The organism is Bacillus sp. FSL W8-0640 (assembly GCF_038007725.1).
Classification (GTDB): domain Bacteria; phylum Bacillota; class Bacilli; order Bacillales; family Bacillaceae_G; genus Bacillus_A; species Bacillus_A cereus.
Window position 1 is genome coordinate 1,624,942 of sequence record NZ_JBBOXT010000001.1, and the last position, 26,579, is coordinate 1,651,520.

Consider the following 26,579-nt stretch of genomic DNA (forward strand, 5'->3'; position numbering starts at 1 on the left):
TGTAGAAGTATGACTTTGTAACATAAAAAATATATGTTAAAGGAGGCTGTTTACATGTTTGAGAAAGAGAAAGAAGGGCTTATTGAAGTTCACAACGTATATGAAATTGCACCAGCAGATGGAACAATTATTGGTATGGCAACAGAAGAAGAAATGGAAATTGCTGCTGAACTAGAGCTGCAGTACTATGCCCATTCTCGTTTGCTAGAAGCAAATATTCAGTTAGACGGTTCCTCCTATAAAGAGTTACTTCAGGAGTTCCAGGAGTACGAAAGAAAATCAATGAGCTTTTGGCGAGCAATACATAAGCGTTTAGCTGTGCCATGGGCATGGGTATTACGTATTGATGTTGCGAATGGCCCTATTTATGTAAGTAATGGGAATGCTTATTACGAAGAAATCGATGATGAAGAAGATTATGAATAGATAAGTAAGGAAGCAACTTTAGTTGCTTCCTTTTTTTATTTATAGAGATTGAACAGCCCCAATAATAATATCAGGCCGATCAATTTCGATTCCGTGACCAGCATGTTCGGCAAGTATATATTGGCTATGTATTGAGAGTTGTAATTGTTCATGGATCAGTTCTTGCCACATTGCTTCAAGTTGTGTTGCTTCCTCTTTTGGCATGCCACCATTAGTCAATTGAGTAATAGAATATTGAGGATCTCTACCGATAACGATTAATGGTATTTCTAATGTTTTACATAGCTCTTTTAGTGAGAGAGCACAGTTTTTCCACTCCGATAGTTCAGAAGCTGTCGCTTTATATAATGAAGGCGAGGTAGAGAATCCAATTTGCTGTTTTGATTGATCGGTGAGAATAGGTTTTAGTTCATTATAAAGTGTGTCTACATCCATTTTGGAGTATGTATTATATTTTTTAAGCCACATATCATCCGAGTCAGTTTGATCAGAAATTGGTAAATGAAGTTCATCTAAACGGTGTAAGTTCATCGAAGTAGAATCAACTAAAATAAGTGCTTGCAGCTTATCTTCATGTAACATCGCAAAATGTTGTGCACATAATCCTCCATAGGAATGACCGATTAGAATAAATGGCTCTTGAATAGCTAGTTTGTTTAGTAACATATGCAGCTCTTTTGTAACTTGCCTTATTGTACGTGGTTGATTTCCTAGCTCACTTTTCCCGTAACCTGGGCGATGGTATGAAACGACTGTAAAGTGCTGTGAAAGCTTTTTTATAATAGGAAGCCAATCGTAAAATGAGCAACTCATTCCGGTTTGAATGACTACAGTTTGTTTACCACCTCCTTTTATATGTACTTCTATATTTTGCCCCATTATTTCTACAAATTTATGAATGTTAATTCCCCCTAAGCTTGAAATAATTTTTGAAAAGCAAAAACGATACACCAAACACCTATACCGAGTAGGACAGATGTACTAAGTGTAAATGAATTTTTTAAACCAATATAGACAATAAATAATAGTAGTGCTGATGCGGGGAATCCATATAATACCCCTAAAGCAAATTGACTCAATTCTTGTTTATTCCCGCCTTCAAATGAAATCCAAAATAGACTAAGTAAACTTACGAGAGGAAGAGCAGCAATAAAGCCACCTATCGTACTATAATGTTTGGCGACTTCAGTGATAACGCCGATAATAAGTGCCGAAACGATTACTTTAACGAGGAAATGCATATTTTGCCTCCTTCGCTAATAACGAAAATGCTTTTTCAATTAATTGTAGTTCTTCTTTTGATAACTGTGATTCTAATATTTTTATCTTTTCTTTATCTAGTAAAGTATGTTTTTCTAATACTTCAATTCCTTCAATTGTTAATGTAAGGTTTACCACTCTTTCATCTTTTTTATTTCTCTCTTTAACGATGAAACCCTTTTGAATAAGGCGCTTTATATGTTCAGACGCTGTGTTATGAGAAAGGCTAAGCTCAGTAGCGACTTTTCCAATTGTTATATCTTTCTCACGAGAAACGATTTGTAAAATACGAATTGCTTGGTGGGAAAGGTTGTCCTCGTATTCGTATCGTAAGTGATAATAAATGCTCTCCCAATGTTGATTAATGTTGTTCATAATAATAAATCCCCTTTTTTATATCGTATAGTAAGATATATTCGTCATTTTAGAAATAAAATCCTTTTATTTGGATAAAAAATGTTGAAAAAGTTTATTTTTATTGAAATATAAGGTAATCTATGTGTAAAGGTATACATTTAGCAAGAGAGAGGATGATAGCTGTGAATACATTCAAATGGATGAGTCATGAACAGATGTATGTAGATGAAATACATGTTGAAAAATGTGGTCCTCTTTCAGTCGGCGTATATGGGGGAAATCAAGAAAGTGATGCATATGAACGAGGAGATGCGGTATTTGCTTGGTGGGACCCTGAATTACAATTTGAATTTGTTATGATTTTTGATACACACCACAAAACAAAAAATATTGATTATATAATAGAAGCGATTTCAGAAAGAAAAGAGAAATTAAAAGAGTTATTTTCCTATCCAATACATTTAGCTTTTCATCATACACATATGTACTTATTAGCGTTATTTACAGATGAGTTATTTATTAAAAAGTGTGATCAAGATGATGAGGAACTCGCTTGCTTAATTTGTTTACGAAAAGGCGAATTTTTATATTGGTTATCAGTTGGTGATTGTTTCGCGTATTTATTCCATTCTGAGAAAACGAAAAATGGAAAAGGACGATTAAATAAACGGAAAAATTACGAATATATTGGCAGGAAAAATATTTTTGCAGCAAATACACCTTGCTTTACGTCAGGTGTAAGGGGATTAGAAAAAGGAATGAATCACATTGTAATGGCAACAGATGGTATTTTAGAGTGTGACAAACGAAGGTTTGATGATGATCAATCTTTAGTAGAAATATTACATGACGGGAATAGCTTACAGATTGAGCCAGTATTAACAAATGTACTGCAGTGGAAAGGTAGAGACTGTGCCACGATTATTGGATGGTCTATTGATACTGATAATAAACAATGTGCTAATTAATATAAAAGGAGTTCAAGGCTTTTATCCTTGAACTCCTTTTTGTTAAGCAATATGGATGTGATATGTTTTCAACCATTCATTTACTTGTAGCATATACTCCATGGCACTTCTTGCTTCAAAATTGTTAATCACTTTATTACTTTGATCAGCAATTGAAAGTAAGATGGAATGGTTAATAAGTGAGAAAATAGGGTTGTTTTTATTGTTACACATATCAAGTGTTAAATTACGGATTGTTTGTAAGTAGTGTGGATCTTGTGAAGTTGGATAAGCGCTTTTTCTTCTATTGCGTACATCGTCAGGTAAAGCTGGTTGTAGTGCTCTACGTAAAATGCCTTTTTCAATATTATCAATACTTTTTATGTTGAAAGGAACATTCCATAAATATTCAACTAATCTATAATCGCAAAACGGTACACGAACTTCAAATCCAACAGCCATACTCATACGATCTTTACGGTCAAGTAAGAAAGGAAGGAATCTTGTTAAAAATAAATAAAACATTTGACGTTGTTTCGCGGATTTTTTACTTTCGCCTTCAAGAGTAGGTACTTCAAGTATCGCTTCTTGGAATCGTGTATCAATATAGTCTTCTAGATTACATTGGTTACTTACTTCATTTAGTAGAAGAGGAGATGTATTTTTCCAATTTGTTAGCCAAGGAAACTTATCTACATATAGTAGTTCTTCTTGATGAAACCAAGGATATCCACCGAATACTTCATCAGCCGATTCGCCGGATAAAGCTACGGTCGCATCTTTTTTCATTTCGCAAAATAGTAAATATAGTGAAGTTTCCATTTCACCAGCACTCGGTAAATCTTTTGCATGAAGGGGAACGAATAAGTGATTTGCTAATTCTTCAGCATTCACAATGATATCATGATGCGCTGTCCCGACATGTTCAGAAACGCGTTTTACCCAAGGAGCGTCTAAACCAGTGCGAGCAAATGTCAGTTCGAAATCTTTTGCGCTATTTACAAAGTCAACAGAATACGTATGAAGTGTTTTATTTTCAGCAGCAAATTCTTTACCCGCAAGTGCAGTAATACCGCTAGAGTCTAATCCGCCTGATAACATACAAACGAGAGGAACATCGGCAATTAATTGTCTTTTTACTGTATCTTGTAAAATAGATAGAATATGCGAAGATGTATCTTCTATAGAGTCTGTATGGAACTTACTTTCTAAATTCCAATACTTCGTAACTACTTTTTTATGACGTGTAAATGTTATAGAATGTCCAGCACGTACTTCTTGAATATGTTTAAAGACGCCACATCCTGGAGTGCGAAATAAGCCTAATCCAAATATTTCATTTATTCCACCCGCATCAAGTTCAGCAGGGACAGATGGATGCGCTAATAATGCTTTAATTTCAGAACCGAAAATAATACTGCCATTTCTTTCTGTAAAAAAGAGTGGTTTTACACCTAAATGATCTCGTGCTAAAAACAATTGTTGCTTCTGATCATCCCATAAGGCAAAAGCGAAAATTCCGTTTAAATGTCGTACGCAGTCTTCTTTCCATTCTAAATAAGCATGTAGTAATACTTCTGTATCTGAATGGGTTTCAAATGCATGCCCACATTTTTGAAGCTGCTCTCTCAGTTCACGGAAATTATAAATTTCTCCATTATAAGTAAGAGCATACGTATAATCACCAGCACGAAATGTCTTAGGCTGTGTCCCGCCTTCTGGATCAATTACAATTAAACGCCGGTGTGCAAAGGCCGCATGAGGTGAAAACCAAAATCCTTCAGCATCCGGACCACGATGCTCAATACTATTTGCCATCTTTTTTAAAATAACATGTTGATTTGAAAGGTCTTCTTTCCAATCTACCCAACCTGTAATTCCACACATACACATCTCATCTCCTAATTTTTAAAATAGATTAATGAAATAAAATGTACACTAAATTAAAGAGTGACTATATAAATAGTGTACTACATGAATTAAATTACAGACTTGAGAAAGTTTTCTTTGAATGCATAGTTATGTGAGAAAATGGCTAAGGGAAAGTATTCCATTACATACAAAAAATAAAAAAGATGAGAGAAAAAATTTTCTCAGACGTTATATAGGGTGTAAAAGCTTTTACAAAACAATAAGGGGAATCGCTACATGAAATCAAATGAGAAAAATTTTATAAAAAGATTACAGCGGCAAAAAGAAGACGCGTTAGAATTCGTTGTCGATACATACTTACCACTCATAAAGGGGATCACGCATAAAGTTCTACTTCCCATTCAAAATGATGGACTCATAGAGGAATGTATAAACGATATATTTCTTTCCATTTGGAATAACGCAAATAAATTCCATGGAGAGCCGAGTGATTTTAAAAAGTGGATTGCAGCGATTGCGAAGTTTAAAGCAATTGATTATTACCGGAAATCGACTAAAACAGTAGAAATCATTTCAGATGAGTTTCATATCAGTACAGAAAAATCAGCAGAAGACGAATTAATCGTTATGGAAGATAGGGAAGAATTATTGAAGCTCATTAATCAATTAGAACCGCTAGATCAAAAGGTGTTCATTATGAAATATTTACTTGGTATGAAGACAGAGGAAATAGGTGACAAGTTAGGATTAACTCGGGCAGCAATTGATAATCGAGTGTACCGGGGGAAAAAGAAACTACAACAAAATGCTACGAATATTAGTTTTGGAGGTAGTGCAATATGAAAGACATTTATGAACTATTAAATGATATTGATATAGATGAAAAAGAACTAGAAGAAATTGAGGCTTCTGAAATTGAAAAGGAAAAAGTAAAACGAAATGTAAAACAATCGATACGTACGAAGAAAAAGATGAAAAGTTGGAAAAAAGGTGTCGCTGCTGCATCAATTTTAGTAGGGTTATCGGTTGCAACTCTTGGTATCGGTTTTCCTACATATGCTGGAGGATTGCCAATTGTAGGTGACATATTCCGATTTTTAGATAATGGTAGAACGGGGTTATATGAAAATTATAAGGAATTTTCGACTGAGTTGAATATGACAAAAGAGAGTAATGGGGTTAAGGTTACAATTAATGATGCTGTATTCGATGGTAGAACAATTACAATTACATATTCTATTGAGAGCGAAAAAGATTTAGGAGAGAAACCGTTCCCATTTGGAAGTCCGCAAGTTATGGGCTTTGATGGCGGAGGAGGTAGTTCGAACGTTACAAAAGTTGGAGAGGGAAAATATGTAGGTATGACTACGATGAGTGGTCATGGTAGTGAAAGGTTAGATGTCGCAAATGTTTGGTGGGATATAGAGGCAATTGAGTTGGATTATGAAGGTAATGTAATAAAGGGAAACTGGAATTTCGCACTTAGTTTAAAAGCAATGGATAGTAAGGAAGTAAAGGTTAATGGGGTTTCTGAAAATGAATTAATAAAAGTAAATATAGACAAAATGGAAGTAACCCCGATGTCATTTATCGTTTTTTTCAATCAGAAAGAATCTAAGGTATTAAGAAGTACATGGGATAGTGCGGATGTTGAGTTAGAAATAAAAGATGATTTAGGAAATCATTATGCTGGTGAAGGAAATGGCGGAAGTAGTACAGTAGCAGAGCCACATAAAAGTAGTTGGAGTGCCACCTTCCAAAAACTAAACGAAAATGCAACAAAGCTTATCGTTACACCTCGCGTGCACTTGCGAGTACATACACCTGAAAATCATGGTGGAGTAGAGTATGTGAATGGGAAAGAGAAGAAAATAGAAGTGCCGAAAAAAGAAGCGAAGAGCAAAGATATTGTGTTAGATGATATTGTCATTGATTTAAAGAAATAAAAGAGAGACTGCCTAAAATCATTTAGGCAGTCTTTTTTCGTTAAGAACTAGTGACGAATAGTGCATGCGGATGCTGCGTTTTATACTCATCTTTCCACGGAATGTTTAGTTGTTCCCACGATTCGCCGCTATCATTGGATTGAAAGACGCCATTGTTATTTAACGTGTAGAACGTATGTGGTTCGGCTTCGTTTGTAGCAAACATCGAAATGACTGTACCGATTGCAGATGGTAGTCCTTGTTGTACTTGCTGGAAAGGAGTATCTTTCGTTTTTCGATAAATATAAGACTCATAAGGGATACGATGATGAGCGAGATCAGCACTTGGCGCGGCAGAAACGAGAATCGTATCACAATCAGCTGGATCAATTGCCATGCTGTATAAATAATGATGTTCAAGTCCTGCACTACATGAGATCCAGCTGTTTCCATTGTTATAACTCTCAAGATAAGCACGATCAGGTCCGCCCATAAATCCGTCACCACATGATGCATAAAGGCGATTTGGTGCTTCAGGGTGCATAAGTAATTGATGAGCATCGATAGGAGCACCGAATTTTTTATCAATCCATGTATGCCCTTTATCATTACTTTGAATAACAGCACCAGCTTCGATTGAAACGTGTATTGTATTAGGGTTGTTTGGATCAACTGTAATCCAGCGTACGTGATGGGTAAAAGGTCTAGGCGGGAAAGCCCATGTATAAGAAGATAATAATGATTTCATATTTTTAAGTTCAGTCCACGTTTCACCACCATTTTCAGAGCGAAATAAGGCGCTTGGTTCTGTGCCGACATAAACGACACCATATCCGTTAACTTGTTCATTTGAGCTTATTGTTATGGAAGTGATAGAGGAGTGCAAAATACCATCTTCTTTAGGGAAATCAAAGTAACGATAAGAATCTCCAATTGGTCTCCATGAATCCCCACTATCGTCACTTAACCATAGACCTCGTCCAAATGTTCCGCAATATACACGATTCTTTTGAAATGGATCAACAGCGATACAGGTAGGTTGCATATTTTGTAAGTGATAAGTCGTTTCATAGTTATCATTGTGTTCTTTCACTACAACAAGTTCACGTTCCATACAGAGAAATAAACGTTTCATTTAAGTAACCTCCTTAAAAATTCTTTCATTAGTAAACAATATGAAAATAAAAAAGAAGTAGTCTTGTTTTTATTTGAGAAAAAGGGATTGTTTAAAAAGTAGCGAAGTGTGTATACAGAGGAAGCGGGCGTTTACAATCAGTCGATTTGGGATAAAGATGGGGAGTTTGTTTCATACTAACATACAGATATTGTACTTAAAGGAGTATAAGTATGGGACATTCGCATGGTCATGGTCATTCAAAAAATAAAAAGGCGTTACTAATTGCCTTCCTACTAACAACAAGTTTTATGATTGCAGAAGTTGTTGGTGGATTTGTAACAAATAGCTTAGCACTACTATCTGACGCGGGGCATATGCTAAGTGATGCAGTATCTTTAGCTTTAAGTTTACTTGCGTTTAAACTCGGAGAAAAAACAGCAACAACTGCGAAAACATACGGGTATAAGCGAGTCGAAATGTTAGCAGCATTATGTAACGGTGTCGTTCTTATTGTCATTTCGGTATACATTTTTATTGAAGCAATCCGTCGTTTTAAAGAACCAGTTGAGATTGCTAGTAATGGGATGCTCATTATTGCAGTCCTTGGTCTGCTTATTAATATTTTATCAGCCTGGATATTAATGAGGGGCGGAGATGTGAAAGGTAATTTGAATTTAAGAAGTGCTTTCCTGCACGTACTAGGCGATCTATTGGGTTCCGTCGGAGCGATTATTGCTGCGTTACTTATTAAATTTTTCGGATGGACTGCTGCAGATGCGATTGCTAGTATTCTTGTGTCTATTTTAGTCATTATTAGTGGATGGCGTGTAACACGTGATACGGTTCATATATTAATGGAAGGTGCACCACAGCACATAAATGTTGAAGAGGTAAAAAGTACGTTATTAAATATTCCGATTGTCAAAGAAGTTCATGATTTGCACATATGGTCTGTCACATCGGATTTTCAAGTATTAACTTGCCACTTGATTATTAAAGGTAATGAAACGCAAAGTGTTTTAAAAGAGGCTACGGATGTATTAAAGGAGAAGTTTCATGTAGAACATGTCACCATTCAAGTAGAAATAGATGGTGAATTTCACCATGATGAGACAACTTGCAAAGTATGAAAGAAAAAGGATAAGAAAAAGTGTCATAACATTTTTCGCACGGCATACATATATATAATGTGGCCACAAATACTTTGCAAGGTAAATATTTCATGAAATTACTTTACTTATAAAGAGTCATCTTTTATAATCAAAAGTGGTAATTGATAGAGATTATCATTTTCAATGATCGTAGAAAGGAGTTTTTTAAAAGATGAGTAGTCAACTCCGTTTTGCTGTTGAAAATCGTAAGAGGCATTTAATTGATGAGTTAATTGGAGCAGGTGTGTTTAAGATTCGCGACCGACAATTATACGAGCTGTCTTTAGAGGAATTGGAAAAAGAGTACGAAGATATGGAAGATTATGCGAATATTCAGGCGTAGCTATATAGATTAGTAAAAGGAGAGCTGGTTACGATTTTGTGTAACCAGCTCTCTTTTTATTTCGTAGAAATTATTTTTTGTATTTCTTTCATGGGACGGAGCCAGTTTTGGGTCATTATTTGTTCCATTTGTTTTTCGTCCTGCTTCTGTAATGCTTGAATGATAGAGTGATGTTCTTCAATAGATTGACTTGCTGGAACAAAGTTTTGGAAAAACAAATATTCAAGACGTAAAACGTGAAGTTGCATATTTTCTAGAAAGGGTTCAATATATTGGTTTTTAGCAATAGAAGAAATTGTATTGTGGAATTGTATATCTAATTCTAAAGCTTGTTTTGCGTTTTTTTCTCTATAGATTGCTGAAAATGCTCATTTATTTCAGAAAGTAGTTGAATATCAGCGTTTGTAATGTTTTGAAGAGCTTGCTTTCCTATAATAGAGTGAAGACCAGCCATCGTTTCATAAATGATAGATACGTCGTCTAACTTAATAGGAGCAATTTTCGTTTTTTGCCCTGGTACCATTTCCACTAATCCAGAAAGCTCTAATATTTGAAGTGCTTCTCTTACAGGTGTTCTGCTTACTCCTAGTGCCTCAGCCAATTCCCCATCATTAATTTTTTCATTGGGCTTCAGTACACCTTCAATAATCCAATTTTGTAGTTGATTTAAAACGAGTGATTTTGCTGAAACTCTTCCTGGTTTTTTATAATTTTGAGGGACAGGCATAGTGAATTCAATCCTTTCATTGTATATTTTCCTTTTTTGCATGAACAAGCTTTAATTTTTGTTTCCCTTCATCCGGCTTTTGGCTTAAGATGAGCACCATTACAATGACACAAAAAGCGCCTAATAACTGAAAAGATTGAAATGGCACTTGCAATATAAGTACAGAAGAAATAATAGCTGTGAGTGGTTCTGTGCAACCAAATAATGTTGTTTCTTTCGGAGTCAGGTATCGTATGCTGTCTAAGTATAAATAAAAGGCAATAAGTGTCCCGAAAATGACGACAAATGTGATGAGCGGTAGGGTACTTAGTTTTACATATTTCATAGTTGATAATAAAATGAATTCGTTTGTAGAAATAAAGTGTACAATCGTTACACCAATACCCCCAATAATCATGCCCCATCCAACGATAACGGAGGAAGACCATTTTTCTAACAATTCCTTTGAATATAAACTATAAAAAGCGAGAGATAATCCAGATAAAATCCCCCAAATAATAGCTGGTGTAGAAACAGCCAAGTTATGAACAGACCCGTTTGTTAGTAAGAGAAAAGTGCCTACTAATGAAAGGGTAATTGAAATGAAATCAATTTTTGATGGACGAACGTTCCATTTGAAAAGTAAGTATACAGTGATGAATATAGGAGCTAAATATTGCAATAATGTTGCGACGGCAGCATTTCCTTCTTTAATTGAAGCGAAATACGTATACTGTACAGCAAGCATACCGAATAGACCAAACAAAATCATTTTAATAGCATCAGATTTTTGTTTCCAAATGCTAAATATCTCTTTTTTCTCGTTCCGAATGAGGAAATAATGAGCAAAATAATTCCAGATATAAGTAAACGGATCGTAACTAACCATTCGGTTGAAACATTGTCATATTGAAAAAGTTGTTGTGCAGCTGTACCAGACAAGCCCCATAAACAAGCACCGATTATGACCATTATAATTCCTTTTAATCGATTTGAATCCATATGATCTAAAATTCTCCTTTCTAAAATACAAATTGAATACAATATGCAATATATCACAGAATGACTCATTAATAAACTGAAATTTCTAATTTGTTTTTTATGTATAGTAAAATATTGTAGAGGAGGGGGAGTATAGGTTAGCTGGATTTTTAGTTTGTTTATTTGTTGGGTTACTTATAGGGTATCAAATACATGTGAAAAAGAGGTTGTTTTTGTTAGCAGGATATCAAGAAGAAACGTTTGTTGGAGATAAAAATAAATTAGCGAAGCTTTCAGGAGCATTTTCTTATATAGTTGGAGTTGCTACTATAATATTACCGCTTGGCTTAGAAAAAATAGGTAATGTAGTTGGTATCGTATATGCTATATTAATTGTTTTAGGTACAATTGTATTCATAATTAAAGCAAACTTATTAAATAAGAGTACTATAAAGTAAAAAGGCTTCATTCTACTGAAGCCTTTTATTAATTGTTATGAAGTATAAGTAAAAGCTGGAATAGGATCAACAAATCTATCCCAATCTTGTTTCATTTCTTTCTCTGTTAATAGACAACTATCTAATGATTGTTCAATTAAAGAACGGTTCATATCAATTCCGATAAATGCGAGTTCGGTTATTCGATCTCCATATTGTTTATCCCAGTTTTTCAATACTTCTGGTTCTTCTGTAATCATTTGATTTCTTTCAGTTTCAGGTAATGCCGCTATCCACTCACCGGCTCCTTGAATTGTAATAGAGGAACCTGCTTGAGATAGAAGCCCTATCATATTATTACGAGATGCCAGCCAGAAGAATCCTTTCGCTCTTACAACATCTAAAGGCCATCTTTCTAGCCAATTCATAAGGCGCTCGGGATGGAAAGGATATTTGCGGCGGTAAACAAAGGAATTGATACCGTATTCTTCCGTTTCTGGTGTATGATGGTCACTATTTAATTCTTGTATCCAGCCGGCCGATTGACTGGCTTCTTCATAATTAAATAGATTTGTGTTTAAAATTTCTTGTAATGGTACTTTGCTAAACGAAGATTCAAGAACTTTTGCATTAGGATTTAATTTTTTTAGTAAATGATGAAGCTCTATTACATCTTCTTTTTCTAGCAAATCTATCTTATTAAGAATAATTACGTTTGCAAATTCAATTTGATCTATTAATAAATCAATAACTTCTCGGGTATCATTCTCATCGATGGCTTGTTTTCGGTCTAATAAACTTTCTCCATCTGCAAAATCATCCCAAAATCTATTTGCATCTACAACTGTAACCATCGTATCGAGGCGACAATTTTTCGTTAAATCAATGTTAAGGACTTCGTCTGTATAAGTAAACGTTTGAGCAACTGGAATAGGCTCACTTATACCAGAAGATTCAATAATAATATAGTCAATATCACCATTTTCCACAAGACGATTCACTTCTATCATTAAATCTTCTCGTAGTGTACAACAAATACAGCCATTTTGAATCTCTACTAGTTTTTCCTCCGTACGTGAAAAACCACCCTTTTTTATAAGAGATGCATCAATGTTTACTTCGCTCATATCATTAACGATAACAGCTACTTTTAAGTTATTCTTATTAGTCAAAATGTGATGTAGTAAGGTAGTTTTTCCAGATCCTAAAAAACCACTTAATACAGTGATAGGTACTTTTTTCATGAAATGATCTCTCCTTTAAATCGTAATGATTACGTTTTATATTAAACGATAGGAAAAGAAAAATCAATAATAAATCATAATGATTACGATTTAAGAATAGAAATAGACTATAAAATTTGTGCTGTAGTATGAAGCATTTGGACAAGCACATGTTTACATGTAAATAAAATGGAGGCGAGAAGCTTGGTCTTTAATAGAGTTTCAAAAGAATTAGTAGGCATAGCTCTTATCGCTATGTTTCTCTTTTTATTATTTTTTGTAGATTTTACAAGTCTAGTAAATTTGCACACAAATATACCGCAGGAATGGCTGAATGTGAATACGGTATTTTTAAGTATCATTTTTGAAGCAATACCTTTTATTTTATTAGGGGTAATTGTTTCTTCATGTATTCAAGTGTTTGTGACGGAAGATATGATTCAAAAAGTAATGCCGAAATCTCCAATTGTTGCAATGATTCCAGCAGTATTTGTGGGAGTTCTTTTTCCAATGTGTGAATGTGTCATTATACCAATTGTAAGAAGGCTCATTCAAAAGGGGCTACCACTTCATGTAGGCATTGTTATTTTATTGAGTGCACCCATTATGAATCCAGTTGTTCTTTTATCTACTGTATATGCGTTTCCAAAAAATGATTACGTTGTATATGCACGCTTTGGGATAACAATTCTAGTTGCTCTATTCATAGGTCTAATTGTGTATTATTGCTATCGCGAAAGAAATGTTTTAAAAGACGTAGAGGTTTCAGTTCAAATAAGCAAAAAAAGAGTTGGAAAGATGTTATGAATCACACTGTAGATGAGTTTTTTGATACTGGTAAGTATTTATTGATTGGTGCTTTTTTAGCAAGTGTATTTCAAACGTTTTTTGATCGGAATGTACTGGATGCAGTAGCACATAACGAAGTAATTGCTCCCATTATTATGATGGGGTTTGGTTATGTTTTATCAATTTGCTCTGCAGCTGATGCTTTTATAGCTGCGTCTTTTGGACATGTTTTCTCGATAAAGGCACTTCTCGCATTTCTTGTGTTTGGGCCTATGCTTGATATGAAAAATACGTTAATGCTATTTGCGTATTTTCAAAAGAGATTTGTATTCTTTTTGATGGGAATTGTCATTGTATCTGTGTATACCATCGTGCAAATCATAATGTTATAGGAGGTGAGAAAGAATGGAGAAAGAGGAGCAGAAGGCATATCATCACTATATTCGTGGCATTATTTTAATTGGTTTAGCAATGCTCTTATTTAAACTACTTGTAACAGGGAATATTTATAATTTTATCGCTCCAAAAATGATCAAATTTACGTATATAGCTTTTGTAGTAATTTTAATTTTTGGTATTGTACAAGTTTGGGGAGATGGAAGAGAAAAACAGCATGATTATAATTGTTGTAAACATCATACAACATCAAAATCAGGGATAAAAAGTTTCTTTGTATATGTTTTATTTGTTGTTCCGATAGTTAGTGCTTTTCTCTTTGGAAGTGTAACAATTGATGGAAGTTTAGCAGGAAAAAGGGGTATGAATCAAAGTGTACAGGCGAGAAGTCTGGAAAGAAACGAAAAAGAGGGGAAACAGGTTAAGTTTGATGAGCGAGAAGTATTAGTTGATTCAGAAGAAACATCAAATTTAGCAACGACTTATAAAACGGAAGAGCAAGTAGTAAAAAGTATGTTAGGACAGCGTAAACTACAAGTAAAGGATAAGGATTATGTTCAAACAATGAATGTAATTGGTCAAAATGTTAATTGGTTTAAAGGGAAAGAAATTACATTCTTAGGGTTTATATATAAGGATAAAGATGTGACGGGGAATAAAGTAGTAGTGGCTCGATATGGCATAACTTGTTGTATTGCGGATGCATCAGTCTGGGGGATGATTGTTACCGGGAAAAATATTGAAAAAATTCCAGAAGAAACATGGGTAAAAATAACAGGATTATTAGATGAAACGACATATAAAGGAACAGTCTTTCCACTTGTAAAAGTAAACAAAATCGAAAAAATTAATAAGCCAACTGACCCATATGTATATGATGTTTTACCTCAATAGAAAAGAATAAATTCTTCATATTTTCATGAAATAGAATCATAATCAAGACGATAAAAAAATAAAGATAAGAGTAATTTGGTTTGTTAAAAATATGTGCAGAAGGAGTTATGCGATGAACTGGGTTACTCATAAACCATCATTTGAATTTGAAACATTTAGTCCTATTATTCGGTCACAATCTGCGTGGAGTGGACATTTAGATTTTGCATATGACTTAGTACGATTTGAAAAACCAGAAACTTTAGTTGAGTTAGGTACACATTTAGGAGCTTCCTTTTTAGTTTTTGTCAGGGAGTAAAAGATGGAGGGTTATCGACTAAATGCTTTGCAGTAGATACTTGGGCTGGAGATGGGCATACAGGTCCATATGGAGAAGGGGTTTTTCAAATAGTAGAAAAAGTAGTGAGCGATAACTACCTTAATATAGGAAATTTAATTCGATCTACTTTTGATGATGCTGTAGACCGGTTTCAAGATGAAACGATAAATCTTTTGCATATTGATGGCTATCATACGTATGAAGCTGTTTCTCACGATTATAATACATGGCTACCGAAAGTCGCGAAAAACGGTATTGTATTATTTCATGATATTGAAGTTAGAAGTAGTGATTTCGGCGTATATAAGTTTTGGGATGAGGTAAAAGCGAAGTACCCTCATTTTCAATTTGCGCATTCATATGGACTGGGAGTGTTATTTCCGAAGGGTTGTAGTGATAAGTTTGAGGAAATACTTAAAAATAAAGAAGAAATACAAAATATGTATAAATAAAGATAGGGCATACATCATTTTTATGATGTGTGCCGTATTTTTTATGTAGAAAATAATGGTGTGAATTAAAAAGCGAAGATAGTTGTAAAAAGTTTTATTGCAGCAAATATTAAAAAAGTTAGTATGGGATTTTTCTTTGTAAATAAAGTGAAGCTTTAATACGTTCATATCAATTCGGAATTTTACAGTAGTTAATTTCTTACCTAAGTGCTTTGCACTTACTGAATTTTGAGACGGGGGTCTTATTGGCCGAAAATATCGGGATAAATAAAAATACAACATTTTTTATATTTTTCATTGCGAAAAACGTAATCTACTTTTACAATAGAAAGGGTTGTGAATATATTATACTGGAAAAATAAATCGAAATAATATGAAAATTTTGTTTTGTCTTCGCTAATTGTATATTACATACATGTAAGACGACATACGTCATGTTATCGACTTGTAAGGAGAGAAAAAATGAAAAGTGTAAGATTACCATCGATGCTAGAAATCATAGTTCTTTTATTACTATTTCTTGCTGTTGTCTTTTCCTTCCAAACGATTTTTGATCTCCCAATTCAATTAGCGCTATTTATTTCATGGTTTTTAGTAATTGCGCTTGGATTAAGATTAGGATTTCGTTATCAAGAATTGCAAGATGCAATTACGAAAGGGATTTCTAACGGATTAGAAGCGATACTGATTTTAGTTGCAGTAGGTGCTTTAATTGGAACATGGATTGCTGGTGGGGTAGTACCAACATTAATCTATTATGGATTAGAATTTATTCACCCTAGCATATTCCTATTAGCAACATTAATTATTTGTTCTATAACTTCTATCGCAACAGGAACGTCTTGGGGAACAGTGGGAACAGCAGGTATTGCTATGATGGCGATTGGTGAAGGACTTGGTTTACCACTTCCGCTTGTTGCTGGTGCAGTTCTTTCAGGAGCTTATTTCGGCGACAAATTATCACCACTTTCTGATAGCACAGTTCTTGCAGCTTCTATGGCGAAAGTAGATGTTATTGCTCACGTTCGAGCTATGCTCGTATTAGATGTTCCAGCTTATATTATTACTAGTATTATGTTTACTGTAGCTGGTTGGATGTATGGCGGCGATAATGTAGATTTGAATCGAGTAGAATTTTTAAAAGAAGCTTTATTAAAGCAATTTGATATTAAAATATGGATGCTTGTTCCGGCGGTCATTGTTATCGTTCTATTAGCGATGAAGAAACCGTCTATGCCAACAATTGCAATGGGAGCTTTAATTGGTGCAATTTGGGCAACCCTTTTCCAAGGGATGAACTTTGGAGAGGCGATTGGAACAGCTTATAACGGATTCTCAATTCAATCTGGTGTTGAGTTTGTTGACAAGTTATTAAACCGTGGTGGAATTAACGGCATGCTTGGCTCAGTAGCCGTTATTATTTTCGGTTTAGGATTTGGTGGATTACTTGAAAAACTAGGTGTTTTAAAAGTAATCGTATCAAAATTTGAGAAGAAATTAAATTCTGCAGGTAATGTAACATTGTCTACATTAATCGTGGCATTCTTAGCTAATATATTTGGTTGTGCGATGTATGTATCACTAATTTTAACACCAAAAATTATGGAAGATAGCTATGATAAATTAAAAATAGACCGTCGTGTATTAGCGCGTAACTCAGAAGTAGGTGGAACGTTAACTTCAGGTATGGTTCCGTGGTCTGATAATGGTATTTTTATGGCTGGCATTTTAGGTGTAGCAACGTTCTCATACGTTCCGTTTATGTGGTTAAGCTTCGTATCGTTAATTTTAGCAGTTATTTACGGATATACAGGCAAATTCATCTGGTATGTAGATGATGCAGATAAAGGAAAGCAAGCATCATAAAATAAAAATCACCTTCTACAATATGTAGAAGGTGATTTTTTTATTTTTTAATAGCATTTGCTGAAGTTATTTCATTCTCATATTTAGCAATTTTTTGTTGTATCTTTTTTAAGTTTTTTTCAGTGTCTTGAATGAGCTGTAAGACATTGGTCTCCTGTTGTTTCATTAATTCTAACCTTTGAAGGATAGTAGATTCTCCTTCCATAGACCAGTCGATAAATTGTTTTATTTTTTGAATTGGCATACCAGTGTTTTTTAAACACAAAATCATCTCTAAATATTTCAGTGCTTCTTCATCAAAAACTCGATCTCCTTTTTCGTTTCTTTGCAGAAAAGGAAACAGTCCTTGTTTATCGTAATAACGTATTTGAGAAATAGTTAAGTGTTGCATTTTGGCGACTTGCCCAATTGTATAATACATATCATTCATCCTTTTATTACCAAGGTATAATGCCATCTTTGTTAAGTATTTTACCATTATAGTTTGTTTCACTTAATGCATATTTAATAATAATTTTAGCACTTTCAGTGGTTGTATGGCCACCGGGGGAATTTCCATTAAGATCCGTAGTTGTAAAACCAGGAGTTACCCCAAATACTTCTGGACCGTTAGTAGCAAATTCTTTACTAAAAGCTAATGTTAAAGCATTAATAGCTGTTTTTGAAGAATTATATCCTAGTGTATTAATTGGATGTGTTTCACCATTAGCAAACATTGTTAGTGAGGCCATGTCAGTTGTTACATTTATTATTTTACTGTTGCTTGAATTCTTTAATAATGGTAAAAAGGCTTGCATCATTTGGAAAGTTCCAAAAAAATTAACTTCAAATCCTTGGCGTAAAGTTTCAATATTTAATTCACTAGGTAGCATATTGAAGTCTAGCGCTATGCCTGCATTATTAATTAATAAATGTAAGTGATCAGTCGTTTCGTAAATTTTCTTTGTTGCTTCTTGAATGGATTGTGAATTTGAAATATCTACTTGAATATAGGAAACGTTTGAAACATTTAAAGATTCTACGGCTTGTTGTCCAAGTTGTTCATTACGAGCACCTAAAAATACGTGATAATCTTTTTCTGCTAATTGACGAACAAGTTCATATCCAATTCCTTTATTCGCACCTGTTATAAAAGCATATTTTTTCATATTGAATTCCTCCAGTAATGTTATAGTAGGTTACAATGGAAAGGATACAGCCTAAACTTAAGTTTAGGTCAAGAGGAATTTTTTTAAATAAATATAGAATATCTATATATAAGAGTGAGAATTCTTATCATTTAAGAGAAAGTCTGTTATTATAAGAGATGTAGGTATTATATTTTCAAGGGGATGAAAACATGGAGTACAGAATTGAAAGAGATACATTAGGAGAAATAAAAGTTCCAGCTGATAAATTATGGGCAGCACAAACACAACGTAGTAAAGAAAACTTTCCAATTGGAACAGAGCAAATGCCGCTTGAAATTGTAAAAGCATTTGCAATTTTAAAGAAGAGTGCAGCGCTTAGCAATCAAAAATTAGGAAAGCTATCAGAAGAAAAAGCAGAAGCAATTGTAGAAGCTGCGGATGAAGTGATTGCAGGGAAATGGAATGAACATTTTCCGCTTGTCGTATGGCAAACAGGTAGTGGTACACAGTCAAACATGAATGTGAATGAAGTAATTGCAAATCGTGGGAATCAAATTTTGAAAGAGAAGGGATCTGACGTACATATTCATCCGAATGATGATGTGAACATGTCACAAAGTTCAAATGATACATTTCCAACGGCGCTTCATGTAGCTTGTGTAATCGCAGTAGAAAATCACGTATTACCAGCAATTACGAAATTAAAAGAAACTTTAGCAGAAAAAGTAACTGCATTTGAACATATTATAAAAATTGGTCGTACACATTTACAAGATGCAACGCCGTTAACTTTAGGGCAAGAAATTAGCGGATGGCACCGTATGCTTGAAAAAACAGAGCGTATGATTGCAGAGAGCAATACATATATGAAAGAGTTAGCAATTGGTGGAACTGCGGTTGGAACAGGTATTAATGCTCATCCTAAATTTGGTGAGATGGTATCAGAGGAAATTAGTCAATTTACAGGTAAACAATTTGTTTCTGCACCAAATAAGTTCCATGCATTAACGAGCCATGATGAAGTTGTATATACCCACGGTGCATTAAAAGCATTAGCTGCGGATCTAATGAAGATCGCTAACGATGTACGTTGGCTTGCAAGTGGTCCACGTAGTGGTCTTGGAGAAATTATTATTCCAGCAAATGAACCGGGAAGCTCTATTATGCCAGGTAAAGTAAATCCAACGCAAAGTGAAGCGTTAACGATGGTTGTAGCGCAAGTAATGGGGAATGATGCAACAATCGGATTTGCTGCGAGCCAAGGTAACTTTGAGTTAAATGTATTTAAACCTGTTATTGCTTATAACTTCTTACAATCAGCTCACTTATTAGCGGATGCAATTGTTTCGTTTAATGACAATTGTGCAGTTGGTATTGAAGCAGATGAAGAAGTAATTAATGAAAATGTGAATCGCTCACTAATGCTTGTAACAGCGCTAAACCCACATATCGGATATGAAAATGCAGCGAAAATTGCGAAGCATGCTCATAAAGAAGGATTAACTTTAAAAGAAGCAGCATTGCAATCTGGGCTACTAACAGAAGAGCAATTTGATGAAATTGTAGATCCAAAGAAAATGATTGCTCCAAAAGAGTAATAGAAAAAGCCAGGGTTCTTAGTATAGAATCTTGGCTTTTTTGATGTTCATTTTTATGTTTCATCTACTTGCAATACTACAAGCTTCAAAATATATTATTTGTTAGCAGGCGTATTCATTACTTTCATCTGTGGGCAGTTCTCTTTTAAGAGTGAAATGAATTTTTCTTCTTCTAGTGGTATGAAAGTGGTCACTGAGTCAAATAAATTGTAATGGATTTCTAATTGTTGTCTAGTCCATTTTTTTGAATGAAGTTTTTTACCAGAGTATTTAACGTGACGAATATCTTCAAATGGAATTTCAGTATGAAAAATGAAACCGTGTTTTACAACAAGAGATGATTCCGTTACGTTGTAGTGAGAGAAATAGAATGAAGAAAGATTCACGATATTTAGCAGCATCATGAGAGTGAAAAAAATAGAATTTTCATTTTGGAAGAATAACGAAACGAAAAAAATAATTATAAATAATGTAATGAAAATGACGTGGAATGGATTTTTTTTCGCTTTAAATTTCAAGTTAGTCACCTCGGTATACTTGTTCTTTAACTAAATTAAATCATAACATTGTGATAAAACGTGTGAATATGCAGAATTGCATATTCACACGTTTTATTATTCATGTAAAATTTCTTGATGGGATAAATTCAAAAGAAGTTTTGTAATAGTGGAGTGGCATAAAGTGACTTACAAGAATAGAAAGATAGCGTTAGTCATAATTAGTTGTATGATGATTATGAGTAGTTGTGCTAATAAATTTGTTGAAGATAGAAATCGAAAGCATACATTTGTACAAGCAAGTAAGGTTTTAGTAGAGACTGTAAATAGAATATATAAAAAGTAAAGGATGTTTTCTTATACGAAAACATCTTTTTTGTAGTTAAAATTGAATACTGAAGTTTTGTAATGAGTGAATACCAGTTCCATATTCACTAATCGCATATGCGTTCTGTGCAATTTACTTAACGGTAAACCAAGGGTCTTGAAGAATATTCATGTTCTATTTTACATCCTATAAAATGAATTTGTATAAACATATTCGCTGTTCGTTGTATTAAATCCTTTCGATAGATGTTTTTATAAAAGTTTATAAAATGGGCAAACGAAACGTTGAAATGTTTGTTTGTGTTGTGATAAGATGATGAAGTAATAATAAACGATATAGCGATTTGTTTGGTTTTTAAATAAACATTTTGAAGGAGTGTTTAGTATGAGCGATATTTCAGAGAAGTTTTGGGATGCGTCAATAGAGGAATTAAAGAAAGGGTATGTGTTTGATGAAGAAAAAGAGGGGTACATTTGCTTAGCTTGTGGTGAAACATTTATTAAAGGTGTTATTTATCAAGATAATCAAGTTTTGTATGAAGCAGAGAAGTTCGTCCAATTGCATATTCAAAATGAGCATACGTCTATGTTTGATTATTTGCTAAATATGGATAAGAAATTTACTGGATTAACGGATTTACAAAAGAAAATGGTTCAGTTTTTCTATATGGGACTGAATGATAAAGAAATTGTAAAAGAGATGGATGGCGGAAGTACATCAACAATTCGTAATCATCGATTTACACTGCGAGAGAAAATGAAACAAGCAAAAGTATTTTTAGCGCTAATGGAATTATCAGAAGAAAAATCAAAAGTACAAACGAAATTTGTGCCAATTCATAGAACAGCAACGATGGTAGATGATCGATACAATATTACGGAAGAAGAAAATGATGAAGTATTAAAAGCTCATTTTACAGAAGGGTTAGATGGACCTCTCTCTAAATTTCCGAAGAAACAAAAGCGTAAATTAATTATATTGCGCCATTTAGTGAAGAAGTTTGATAGTAATAAAAAGTATACTGAAAAAGAAGTAAATACAGTGATAGAAAATGTATACCCTGATTTTGTAACATTAAGAAGATATTTAATCGAATATGGATTTTTAGATCGAACAGCCGATGGAAGTCAATATTGGGTGAAGTTATAATCATACGAAAAGAAAATGAATAGAAGCACAGTATTATAACAACTATACAAAGAGATAGAGATTGAAAATAGATGTTTAATAAAAGGAGAAATGAAATTTGAAACCACCTGCAGATAACAATAAAGAAGGTGCGGAGTCACATAAGTTGGAAAGTGAGAGTAAACCGATTTGGAAATCGATGTCGATGTTTTTAGTACCGTTATTATTAAGTAATGTACTACAATCAGTTGGACAATTATTTGGTATGGTAGTAGTAGGAAGATGGCTTGGAGTTAATGATTTAGCGGCTATATCAGCATTCTTCCCATTATTTTTCTTGCTCGTTTCATTTGTAATTGGTATCGGTTCAGGAAGCTCTATTTTAATTGGTCAGGCGTTTGGTGCTAAAAACGAAGATCGTTTAAAAGCTATCGTTGGTACGACGCTGACATTTACCTTTATTATTGGAGTTGTGTTGGCGATAATAGGAAGTATTTTTGCGATGGATATTATGCGTCTAATGGGAACACCAGAAAATATTATTGAAATAAGTGTACATTATGCACGGATTTTATTTATATCGATGCCAGTATTATTTTTATATTTCGCATATACAACATTTATGAGAGGTACAGGAGATTCTAAAACGCCATTTTACTTTTTAATTGTAAGTACAGCACTAAATATGATTTTATTACCAGTTCTTATTTTTGGATGGTTAGGAGCTCCGAAATTAGATGTGTATGGAGCAGCCTATGCATCTGTTATATCTACAGTTATTACGTTTATTGTCATGCTTGTGTATTTAAAGAAGAAAAATCACCCATTACAACTAGATGGAACGGTTAGAAAATACCTTCGAATGGATGGGGAGTTATTAAAGCTATTGCTAAGGCTCGGTATACCGGCAAGTATAAATATGATATTAGTTTCATTATCTGAGATTGCCGTAATCGCATTTGTAAATCGTTACGGTTCGGATGCAACAGCTGCTTACGGCGTTGTGAATCAAGTTGCAAGTTATGTACAAATGCCAGCAGTTAGCCTTGGTATTACAGTTTCTATTTTTGCAGCACAATCAATTGGGGCGAATCAATTTGATCGATTGCAGAAAGTTGTGAAGGCCGGAATTATTATGAACTACGTCATCGGTGGTGTGTTAATATCTCTTATTTATTTATTCTCAAGAGACATTTTATCACTATTTTTAACGAGTCAAACTACAATTGAAATTGCTCATAGCTTAGTTATGATTACGTTATGGAGTTATTTAATTTTCGGTCATGCACAAATTATTAGTGCGACAATGCGAGCGAGCGGTACAGTACTTTGGCCAACTGTTATTGGAGTTGTTTCAATTTGGCTTGTAGAAGTACCCGTAGCATATTATCTTTCTTACCATACAAGTCTTGGAATAGAAGGTATCTGGATTGGGTATCCAGCAGCATTTATTGTCAGCTTACTATTGCAGTATGCATATTATAAGCTTTCATGGCAAAAGAAACGAATTACACGATTAGTTAGTTAAATAGAAAAAATGTCCCTAAGTTATTAGACTTAGGGACATTTTTTCTTAAGTGCAGGTTTACAAATAGCTTTTTAAAGTTATATCAAAATGTTGTCTAATGAGAGTTTTATCACTCATATAAAACTCCCACGCTTTTTCTGATTCACCGATAATCTCAAAGGATTCCTCTGTAATATATAAAGCGCAATTATCCTCCAGTGCAATTCCTTCTATATTCCCTTGATGATTTTGTAAAAAGGAATGGAAGGCGTTCATTCTGTTTAATTGATTATAATGTGGACAAAATCTTTTATTAACAATACCCCATCCGTTACTCTCTATGTAACCAGAACCTTCATAATCTGATCGGATACTAGACGTGAACCAACACATAGCACCAGCGCTATAACCAGCAATAAGTGTTCCTTGTTGCAGAGCCAATAATAATTTTTTATCAAGTCTATGTTCTTTCCATTGCGTAAGCATGTGAATATAGTTTCCGCCACCTAGATAAATTAAATCGGCTGAATGAATCATCTCCTCTATTTCATACTTAGAAGGTGAATCTGTTGTAATGCGTAAAATTTGTACTTCACAATGTAATTGTTTTTCAAACGTGTCTAAAAATAATTTTATATAGCTTTCATCATCATGACTAGCCGTTGGAATAAACAATACTTTTGGATACTGTTTATTTGTTAATTCTATAAGGCGTTCATTAATAGGCAAGTGATTTGAATCTTGTAAATCACCGCCACCAATGACAGCTAATTTCATAGTAAAGCACCACCTAATTATTTTTGTTATATAAAAATTCGATAGAAGAGAGTTACATTCCTTCTCTATATGTAATGAATAAGTAGAAAATGTAGTTTAAGTATATCGGGATAGTAAAGAAACTACTGACTATATATACCAATGAATTAGAAACCATTCATTGATATATAATATTTCATACTAATGTTTCAAAAAATGGAAAAAATATGTTTAAATAGATGTAATGAAGCATTCATTCATATTGAATTTATACTTATATTTTAAAAGGGTATCGGAAATAATAGCGATTTTCTAAAACAGTTTTTACTTTTAATAGGAAGTTGTATTACAATATGGTAAAATTATTTCAATATATTTATTTAATATGAAATACAAAGAAGGAGCGTGAAAAAAGTGGATTTTCGATTTGAATTTACAACGAAGCTGAAAGAATACTTAGACGATGAGAAGGATGAAAAAATAATAAAAGATGGACATAGAGATGTAATTTTTCACTATTTATATGCGTTAGAGACTGAAATTGGCGTTGTTAAAAATCCTAATTTTACTTTTTTTGCATCAGGAAGACGTTCACATATAGTGTTAGAAAACGTTGAATTTAAAACAGAAGTAAATGTAAAAAGTAATATAATTGAAATTACAAAAATAGTGGATAATGTAGTTATTCCGTTAGATACTATCGTAGCGAAGGATCGGGAATTATTTGCCCTTGGGCGTAATGAGAAGTTTAGTGTACAAATATTAGAGCAGTATCTCTTTGATACATTTGGAGATAAGTTAGGCTTATAATGAATAGAATGAGGTACGTATTTATAGGTAGTGAATTTTAGTTTGTATTACTTGCGTTTGACCTCTCATTTAATTTGTACTACAATTCGTAGTGTGAAAGGAGTCATACGATGTTTACGCAAAACTATAGGTTAAATGAGCAAGGATTAAATCATTTCTTTGGACCGCTTGAAGCGAAGATTATGGAGATTATTTGGTCTACTGAAGGTATTACTATTAAAGAAGTCCAGCAGAAATTAAGTGAAGAATCGCCTGTGAATTTTAATACTGTTATGACAGTTATGAACAGGTTAGTAGAGAAATTACACTTAGAAAAACAGACTGTAAAAAGAAGTGGCATATATCGTGCTATACAAACGAAAGAAGAATTCTTATCCAATCAAACGAAGAAAATGACACAGGAATTAGTGGGGGAATTTGGAGATTTAGTTATAACACATATGATAGATGAGTTAGAGCAGGCTGATCCGAATTTAATAAAAAAATTAGAAGACAAATTGAATCAGTTAAAAAAAGAGGATCGATGAAATGAAATGGCAAATGCGTAAAATCGTATTGTTAGCGCTCATTGTTAGTACCCTCTTTTTCAGCTTGTTATTGTATTATGTTACATATCCATTTCTCTTTCAAAATAAGGCATTCTTCCTTTCAAAGTTTTGCTTGTTTCAGTTAGAAAAACATATGAAAGAACTATCAATGGTTCGTATTATAGTAGCGGGGTTATTATTAATTACTGTATTGATTGTGTGTAAAAGAATTTGGCGGCAATTTTTCTATAGTAAAAAAGTACAAAAAGTACTTATCCCATTTATTAGAAAAGGGAAACAAATATATATACTGCCGACTGCGGAAGTTGCAGCGTTTACAATTGGATTATTCCGTCCGAAAGTTGTCATGTCGGAAGGTTTGCTTCAGACGTTTTCAGATGAAGAGATTGATGCGATTATTTTCCATGAAGAATATCATCAAAATAATTGGGATCCGCTAAAATTATTTTGTTTTACGTTATTAGCAGAAGGAATGATGTACATCCCGATATTAAAAGAATTGTTACAACGATATCATACGTATCAAGAGTTAGCAGCAGATAAATATGCGATGCAAAAAATGGAATCTTCATTTGAGTTAGGTAGCGCGTTATTAAAATTAATTAAAATAAAGACAATGGAGAATCGATGTGTTACAGCTTCATTTGCAAAAACAGCAATAAATTTACGAATCGAGCAAGTGTTAAATGAAAAGGTTGCTAAGCTTACTATTCCGTTACATACGAACTCGGTATATGTAACAATAGGGTTATTCTGTGTGTCGATTGTACTTATTGTCGGAGAGTGCATATAGCCTCTTTTTTTAGGGTAAACACT

At 33.7% G+C, this 26,579-nt stretch carries 26 protein-coding genes and 4 pseudogenes; 18 read left to right on the forward strand and 12 right to left on the reverse strand.

The genetic code is table 11. From position 1 onward, the window contains the following. Positions 1–54 precede the first annotated feature (54 nt). Positions 55–426, forward strand: a complete 372-nt coding sequence (locus tag N2V80_RS08545; protein WP_000461766.1) for a hypothetical protein — start codon at positions 55–57, stop codon at positions 424–426. 39 nt (positions 427–465) lie between these two features. Here N2V80_RS08545 and N2V80_RS08550 read toward each other — a convergent pair whose 3' ends face one another. From N2V80_RS08550 to N2V80_RS08560, 3 genes are read right to left on the reverse strand one after another with little or no spacing between them, the layout of a single operon-like run. After that, the gene (locus tag N2V80_RS08550) at positions 466–1,377 is read right to left on the reverse strand and encodes an alpha/beta fold hydrolase (RefSeq protein WP_061655892.1); all 912 of its coding nucleotides are present in this window, start codon (positions 1,375–1,377) and stop codon (positions 466–468) included. Continuing rightward, positions 1,338–1,667: a DUF3147 family protein gene (locus N2V80_RS08555; protein WP_000545641.1), complete on the reverse strand. Its 330-nt coding sequence runs from the start codon at positions 1,665–1,667 to the stop codon at positions 1,338–1,340. Before N2V80_RS08555 ends, N2V80_RS08550 begins: the two co-directional genes overlap by 40 nt. Beyond that, a complete protein-coding gene (locus N2V80_RS08560; RefSeq protein ID WP_001059784.1) occupies positions 1,651–2,061 on the reverse strand; it encodes a MarR family winged helix-turn-helix transcriptional regulator in 411 nt (136 codons plus the stop codon). The genes N2V80_RS08555 and N2V80_RS08560 overlap by 17 nt, the downstream gene beginning before the upstream one ends. Positions 2,062–2,183: 122 nt before the next feature. Here N2V80_RS08560 and N2V80_RS08565 point away from each other — a divergent pair, with 122 nt between their 5' ends. Beyond that, a complete protein-coding gene (locus tag N2V80_RS08565) occupies positions 2,184–3,011 on the forward strand; it encodes a protein phosphatase 2C domain-containing protein (protein ID WP_061655891.1) in 828 nt (275 codons plus the stop codon). Between the two features lie 42 nt (positions 3,012–3,053). On the opposite strand, the gene asnB is transcribed toward N2V80_RS08565, so the two are convergent. Continuing rightward, entirely contained in the window at positions 3,054–4,877 is a 1,824-nt protein-coding gene (gene asnB, locus N2V80_RS08570) for an asparagine synthase (glutamine-hydrolyzing) (RefSeq protein WP_061655890.1), read from the reverse strand. Positions 4,878–5,138: 261 nt separating this feature from the next. Here asnB and N2V80_RS08575 point away from each other — a divergent pair, with 261 nt between their 5' ends. Next, a complete protein-coding gene (locus tag N2V80_RS08575; protein ID WP_000840007.1) occupies positions 5,139–5,705 on the forward strand; it encodes a sigma-70 family RNA polymerase sigma factor in 567 nt (188 codons plus the stop codon). Further along, on the forward strand, positions 5,702–6,808 hold the full coding sequence (locus N2V80_RS08580; RefSeq protein ID WP_061655889.1) for a DUF4179 domain-containing protein: 1,107 nt from the start codon (positions 5,702–5,704) through the stop codon (positions 6,806–6,808). The genes N2V80_RS08575 and N2V80_RS08580 overlap by 4 nt, the downstream gene beginning before the upstream one ends. 40 nt (positions 6,809–6,848) lie before the next feature. Here the strand turns inward: N2V80_RS08580 and N2V80_RS08585 are convergent, their stop codons facing one another. Continuing rightward, on the reverse strand, positions 6,849–7,922 hold the full coding sequence (locus N2V80_RS08585; RefSeq protein WP_000825299.1) for a WD40/YVTN/BNR-like repeat-containing protein: 1,074 nt from the start codon (positions 7,920–7,922) through the stop codon (positions 6,849–6,851). A gap of 212 nt (positions 7,923–8,134) precedes the next feature. Between N2V80_RS08585 and N2V80_RS08590 the strand changes: the two genes are divergently transcribed. Both N2V80_RS08590 and fbpA read left to right on the forward strand, forming a co-directional pair. Further along, positions 8,135–9,034 (forward strand): cation diffusion facilitator family transporter, encoded by a 900-nt coding sequence (locus N2V80_RS08590; protein ID WP_061655888.1) that lies wholly within the window; start codon positions 8,135–8,137, stop codon positions 9,032–9,034. 193 nt (positions 9,035–9,227) lie between these two features. Further along, on the forward strand, positions 9,228–9,398 hold the full coding sequence (gene fbpA / locus N2V80_RS08595) for a Fur-regulated basic protein FbpA (RefSeq protein ID WP_000098302.1): 171 nt from the start codon (positions 9,228–9,230) through the stop codon (positions 9,396–9,398). A 56-nt stretch (positions 9,399–9,454) separates the two neighbouring features. Here the strand turns inward: fbpA and N2V80_RS08600 are convergent. Then, positions 9,455–10,125 (reverse strand): annotated as a pseudogene (locus N2V80_RS08600) (GntR family transcriptional regulator). 16 nt (positions 10,126–10,141) lie between these two features. Continuing rightward, a pseudogene (locus N2V80_RS08605) lies at positions 10,142–11,106 on the reverse strand (DMT family transporter). Between the two features lie 113 nt (positions 11,107–11,219). Here N2V80_RS08605 and N2V80_RS08610 point away from each other — a divergent pair. Next, positions 11,220–11,543 (forward strand): DUF3784 domain-containing protein, encoded by a 324-nt coding sequence (locus N2V80_RS08610; protein ID WP_061655886.1) that lies wholly within the window; start codon positions 11,220–11,222, stop codon positions 11,541–11,543. A gap of 35 nt (positions 11,544–11,578) precedes the next feature. On the opposite strand, the gene N2V80_RS08615 is transcribed toward N2V80_RS08610, so the two are convergent. Beyond that, the gene (locus tag N2V80_RS08615; protein ID WP_061655885.1) at positions 11,579–12,766 is read right to left on the reverse strand and encodes a GTP-binding protein; all 1,188 of its coding nucleotides are present in this window, start codon (positions 12,764–12,766) and stop codon (positions 11,579–11,581) included. Between the two features lie 183 nt (positions 12,767–12,949). Between N2V80_RS08615 and N2V80_RS08620 the strand changes: the two are divergent. The 4 genes and pseudogenes from N2V80_RS08620 (at position 12,950) to nhaC (ending at position 17,461) form a co-directional block, all read left to right on the forward strand. Then, a pseudogene (locus N2V80_RS08620) lies at positions 12,950–13,926 on the forward strand (permease). A gap of 13 nt (positions 13,927–13,939) precedes the next feature. Continuing rightward, on the forward strand, positions 13,940–14,824 hold the full coding sequence (locus tag N2V80_RS08625; protein WP_061655884.1) for a TIGR03943 family putative permease subunit: 885 nt from the start codon (positions 13,940–13,942) through the stop codon (positions 14,822–14,824). A 112-nt stretch (positions 14,825–14,936) separates the two neighbouring features. After that, positions 14,937–15,595, forward strand: a pseudogene (locus tag N2V80_RS08630) (class I SAM-dependent methyltransferase). A 462-nt stretch (positions 15,596–16,057) separates the two neighbouring features. Further along, a complete protein-coding gene (gene nhaC / locus N2V80_RS08635; RefSeq protein WP_000843992.1) occupies positions 16,058–17,461 on the forward strand; it encodes a Na+/H+ antiporter NhaC in 1,404 nt (467 codons plus the stop codon). Between the two features lie 40 nt (positions 17,462–17,501). Here nhaC and N2V80_RS08640 read toward each other — a convergent pair whose 3' ends face one another. Then, entirely contained in the window at positions 17,502–17,882 is a 381-nt protein-coding gene (locus tag N2V80_RS08640; protein ID WP_000291861.1) for a MerR family transcriptional regulator, read from the reverse strand. 16 nt (positions 17,883–17,898) lie between these two features. Continuing rightward, a complete protein-coding gene (locus tag N2V80_RS08645) occupies positions 17,899–18,609 on the reverse strand; it encodes an SDR family NAD(P)-dependent oxidoreductase (RefSeq protein ID WP_000759549.1) in 711 nt (236 codons plus the stop codon). Between the two features lie 191 nt (positions 18,610–18,800). Here N2V80_RS08645 and fumC point away from each other — a divergent pair, with 191 nt between their 5' ends. Continuing rightward, a complete protein-coding gene (fumC, locus tag N2V80_RS08650) occupies positions 18,801–20,189 on the forward strand; it encodes a class II fumarate hydratase (RefSeq protein WP_000456608.1) in 1,389 nt (462 codons plus the stop codon). Positions 20,190–20,284: 95 nt separating this feature from the next. Here the strand turns inward: fumC and N2V80_RS08655 are convergent, their stop codons facing one another. Further along, a complete protein-coding gene (locus N2V80_RS08655) occupies positions 20,285–20,707 on the reverse strand; it encodes a PH domain-containing protein (protein ID WP_000669070.1) in 423 nt (140 codons plus the stop codon). Between the two features lie 163 nt (positions 20,708–20,870). On the opposite strand from N2V80_RS08655, the gene N2V80_RS08660 reads away from it, so the two are divergent. The 3 genes from N2V80_RS08660 (at position 20,871) to N2V80_RS08670 (ending at position 23,670) form a co-directional block, all read left to right on the forward strand. Next, the gene (locus N2V80_RS08660) at positions 20,871–21,032 is read left to right on the forward strand and encodes a hypothetical protein (protein ID WP_000221432.1); all 162 of its coding nucleotides are present in this window, start codon (positions 20,871–20,873) and stop codon (positions 21,030–21,032) included. Positions 21,033–21,398: 366 nt separating this feature from the next. Continuing rightward, positions 21,399–22,163: a DUF2087 domain-containing protein gene (locus N2V80_RS08665; RefSeq protein WP_001280278.1), complete on the forward strand. Its 765-nt coding sequence runs from the start codon at positions 21,399–21,401 to the stop codon at positions 22,161–22,163. A 97-nt stretch (positions 22,164–22,260) separates the two neighbouring features. Then, positions 22,261–23,670 carry an MATE family efflux transporter gene (locus tag N2V80_RS08670; RefSeq protein ID WP_000804128.1) on the forward strand — a complete coding sequence of 470 codons (1,410 nt, stop codon included), beginning with the start codon at positions 22,261–22,263 and terminating at the stop codon, positions 23,668–23,670. A 57-nt stretch (positions 23,671–23,727) separates the two neighbouring features. Here N2V80_RS08670 and N2V80_RS08675 read toward each other — a convergent pair whose 3' ends face one another. Then, a complete protein-coding gene (locus tag N2V80_RS08675; RefSeq protein WP_000762123.1) occupies positions 23,728–24,426 on the reverse strand; it encodes a peptidase E in 699 nt (232 codons plus the stop codon). 393 nt (positions 24,427–24,819) lie between these two features. Between N2V80_RS08675 and N2V80_RS08680 the strand changes: the two genes are divergently transcribed. The 3 genes from N2V80_RS08680 (at position 24,820) to N2V80_RS08690 (ending at position 26,556) form a co-directional block, all read left to right on the forward strand. Continuing rightward, positions 24,820–25,215, forward strand: a complete 396-nt coding sequence (locus N2V80_RS08680) for a DUF3942 family protein (protein WP_000347526.1) — start codon at positions 24,820–24,822, stop codon at positions 25,213–25,215. 110 nt (positions 25,216–25,325) lie between these two features. Then, on the forward strand, positions 25,326–25,742 hold the full coding sequence (locus N2V80_RS08685; RefSeq protein ID WP_000495075.1) for a BlaI/MecI/CopY family transcriptional regulator: 417 nt from the start codon (positions 25,326–25,328) through the stop codon (positions 25,740–25,742). 1 nt (position 25,743) lies between these two features. Continuing rightward, positions 25,744–26,556 carry a M56 family metallopeptidase gene (locus tag N2V80_RS08690; protein WP_000871931.1) on the forward strand — a complete coding sequence of 271 codons (813 nt, stop codon included), beginning with the start codon at positions 25,744–25,746 and terminating at the stop codon, positions 26,554–26,556. Positions 26,557–26,579: the final 23 nt, after the last annotated feature.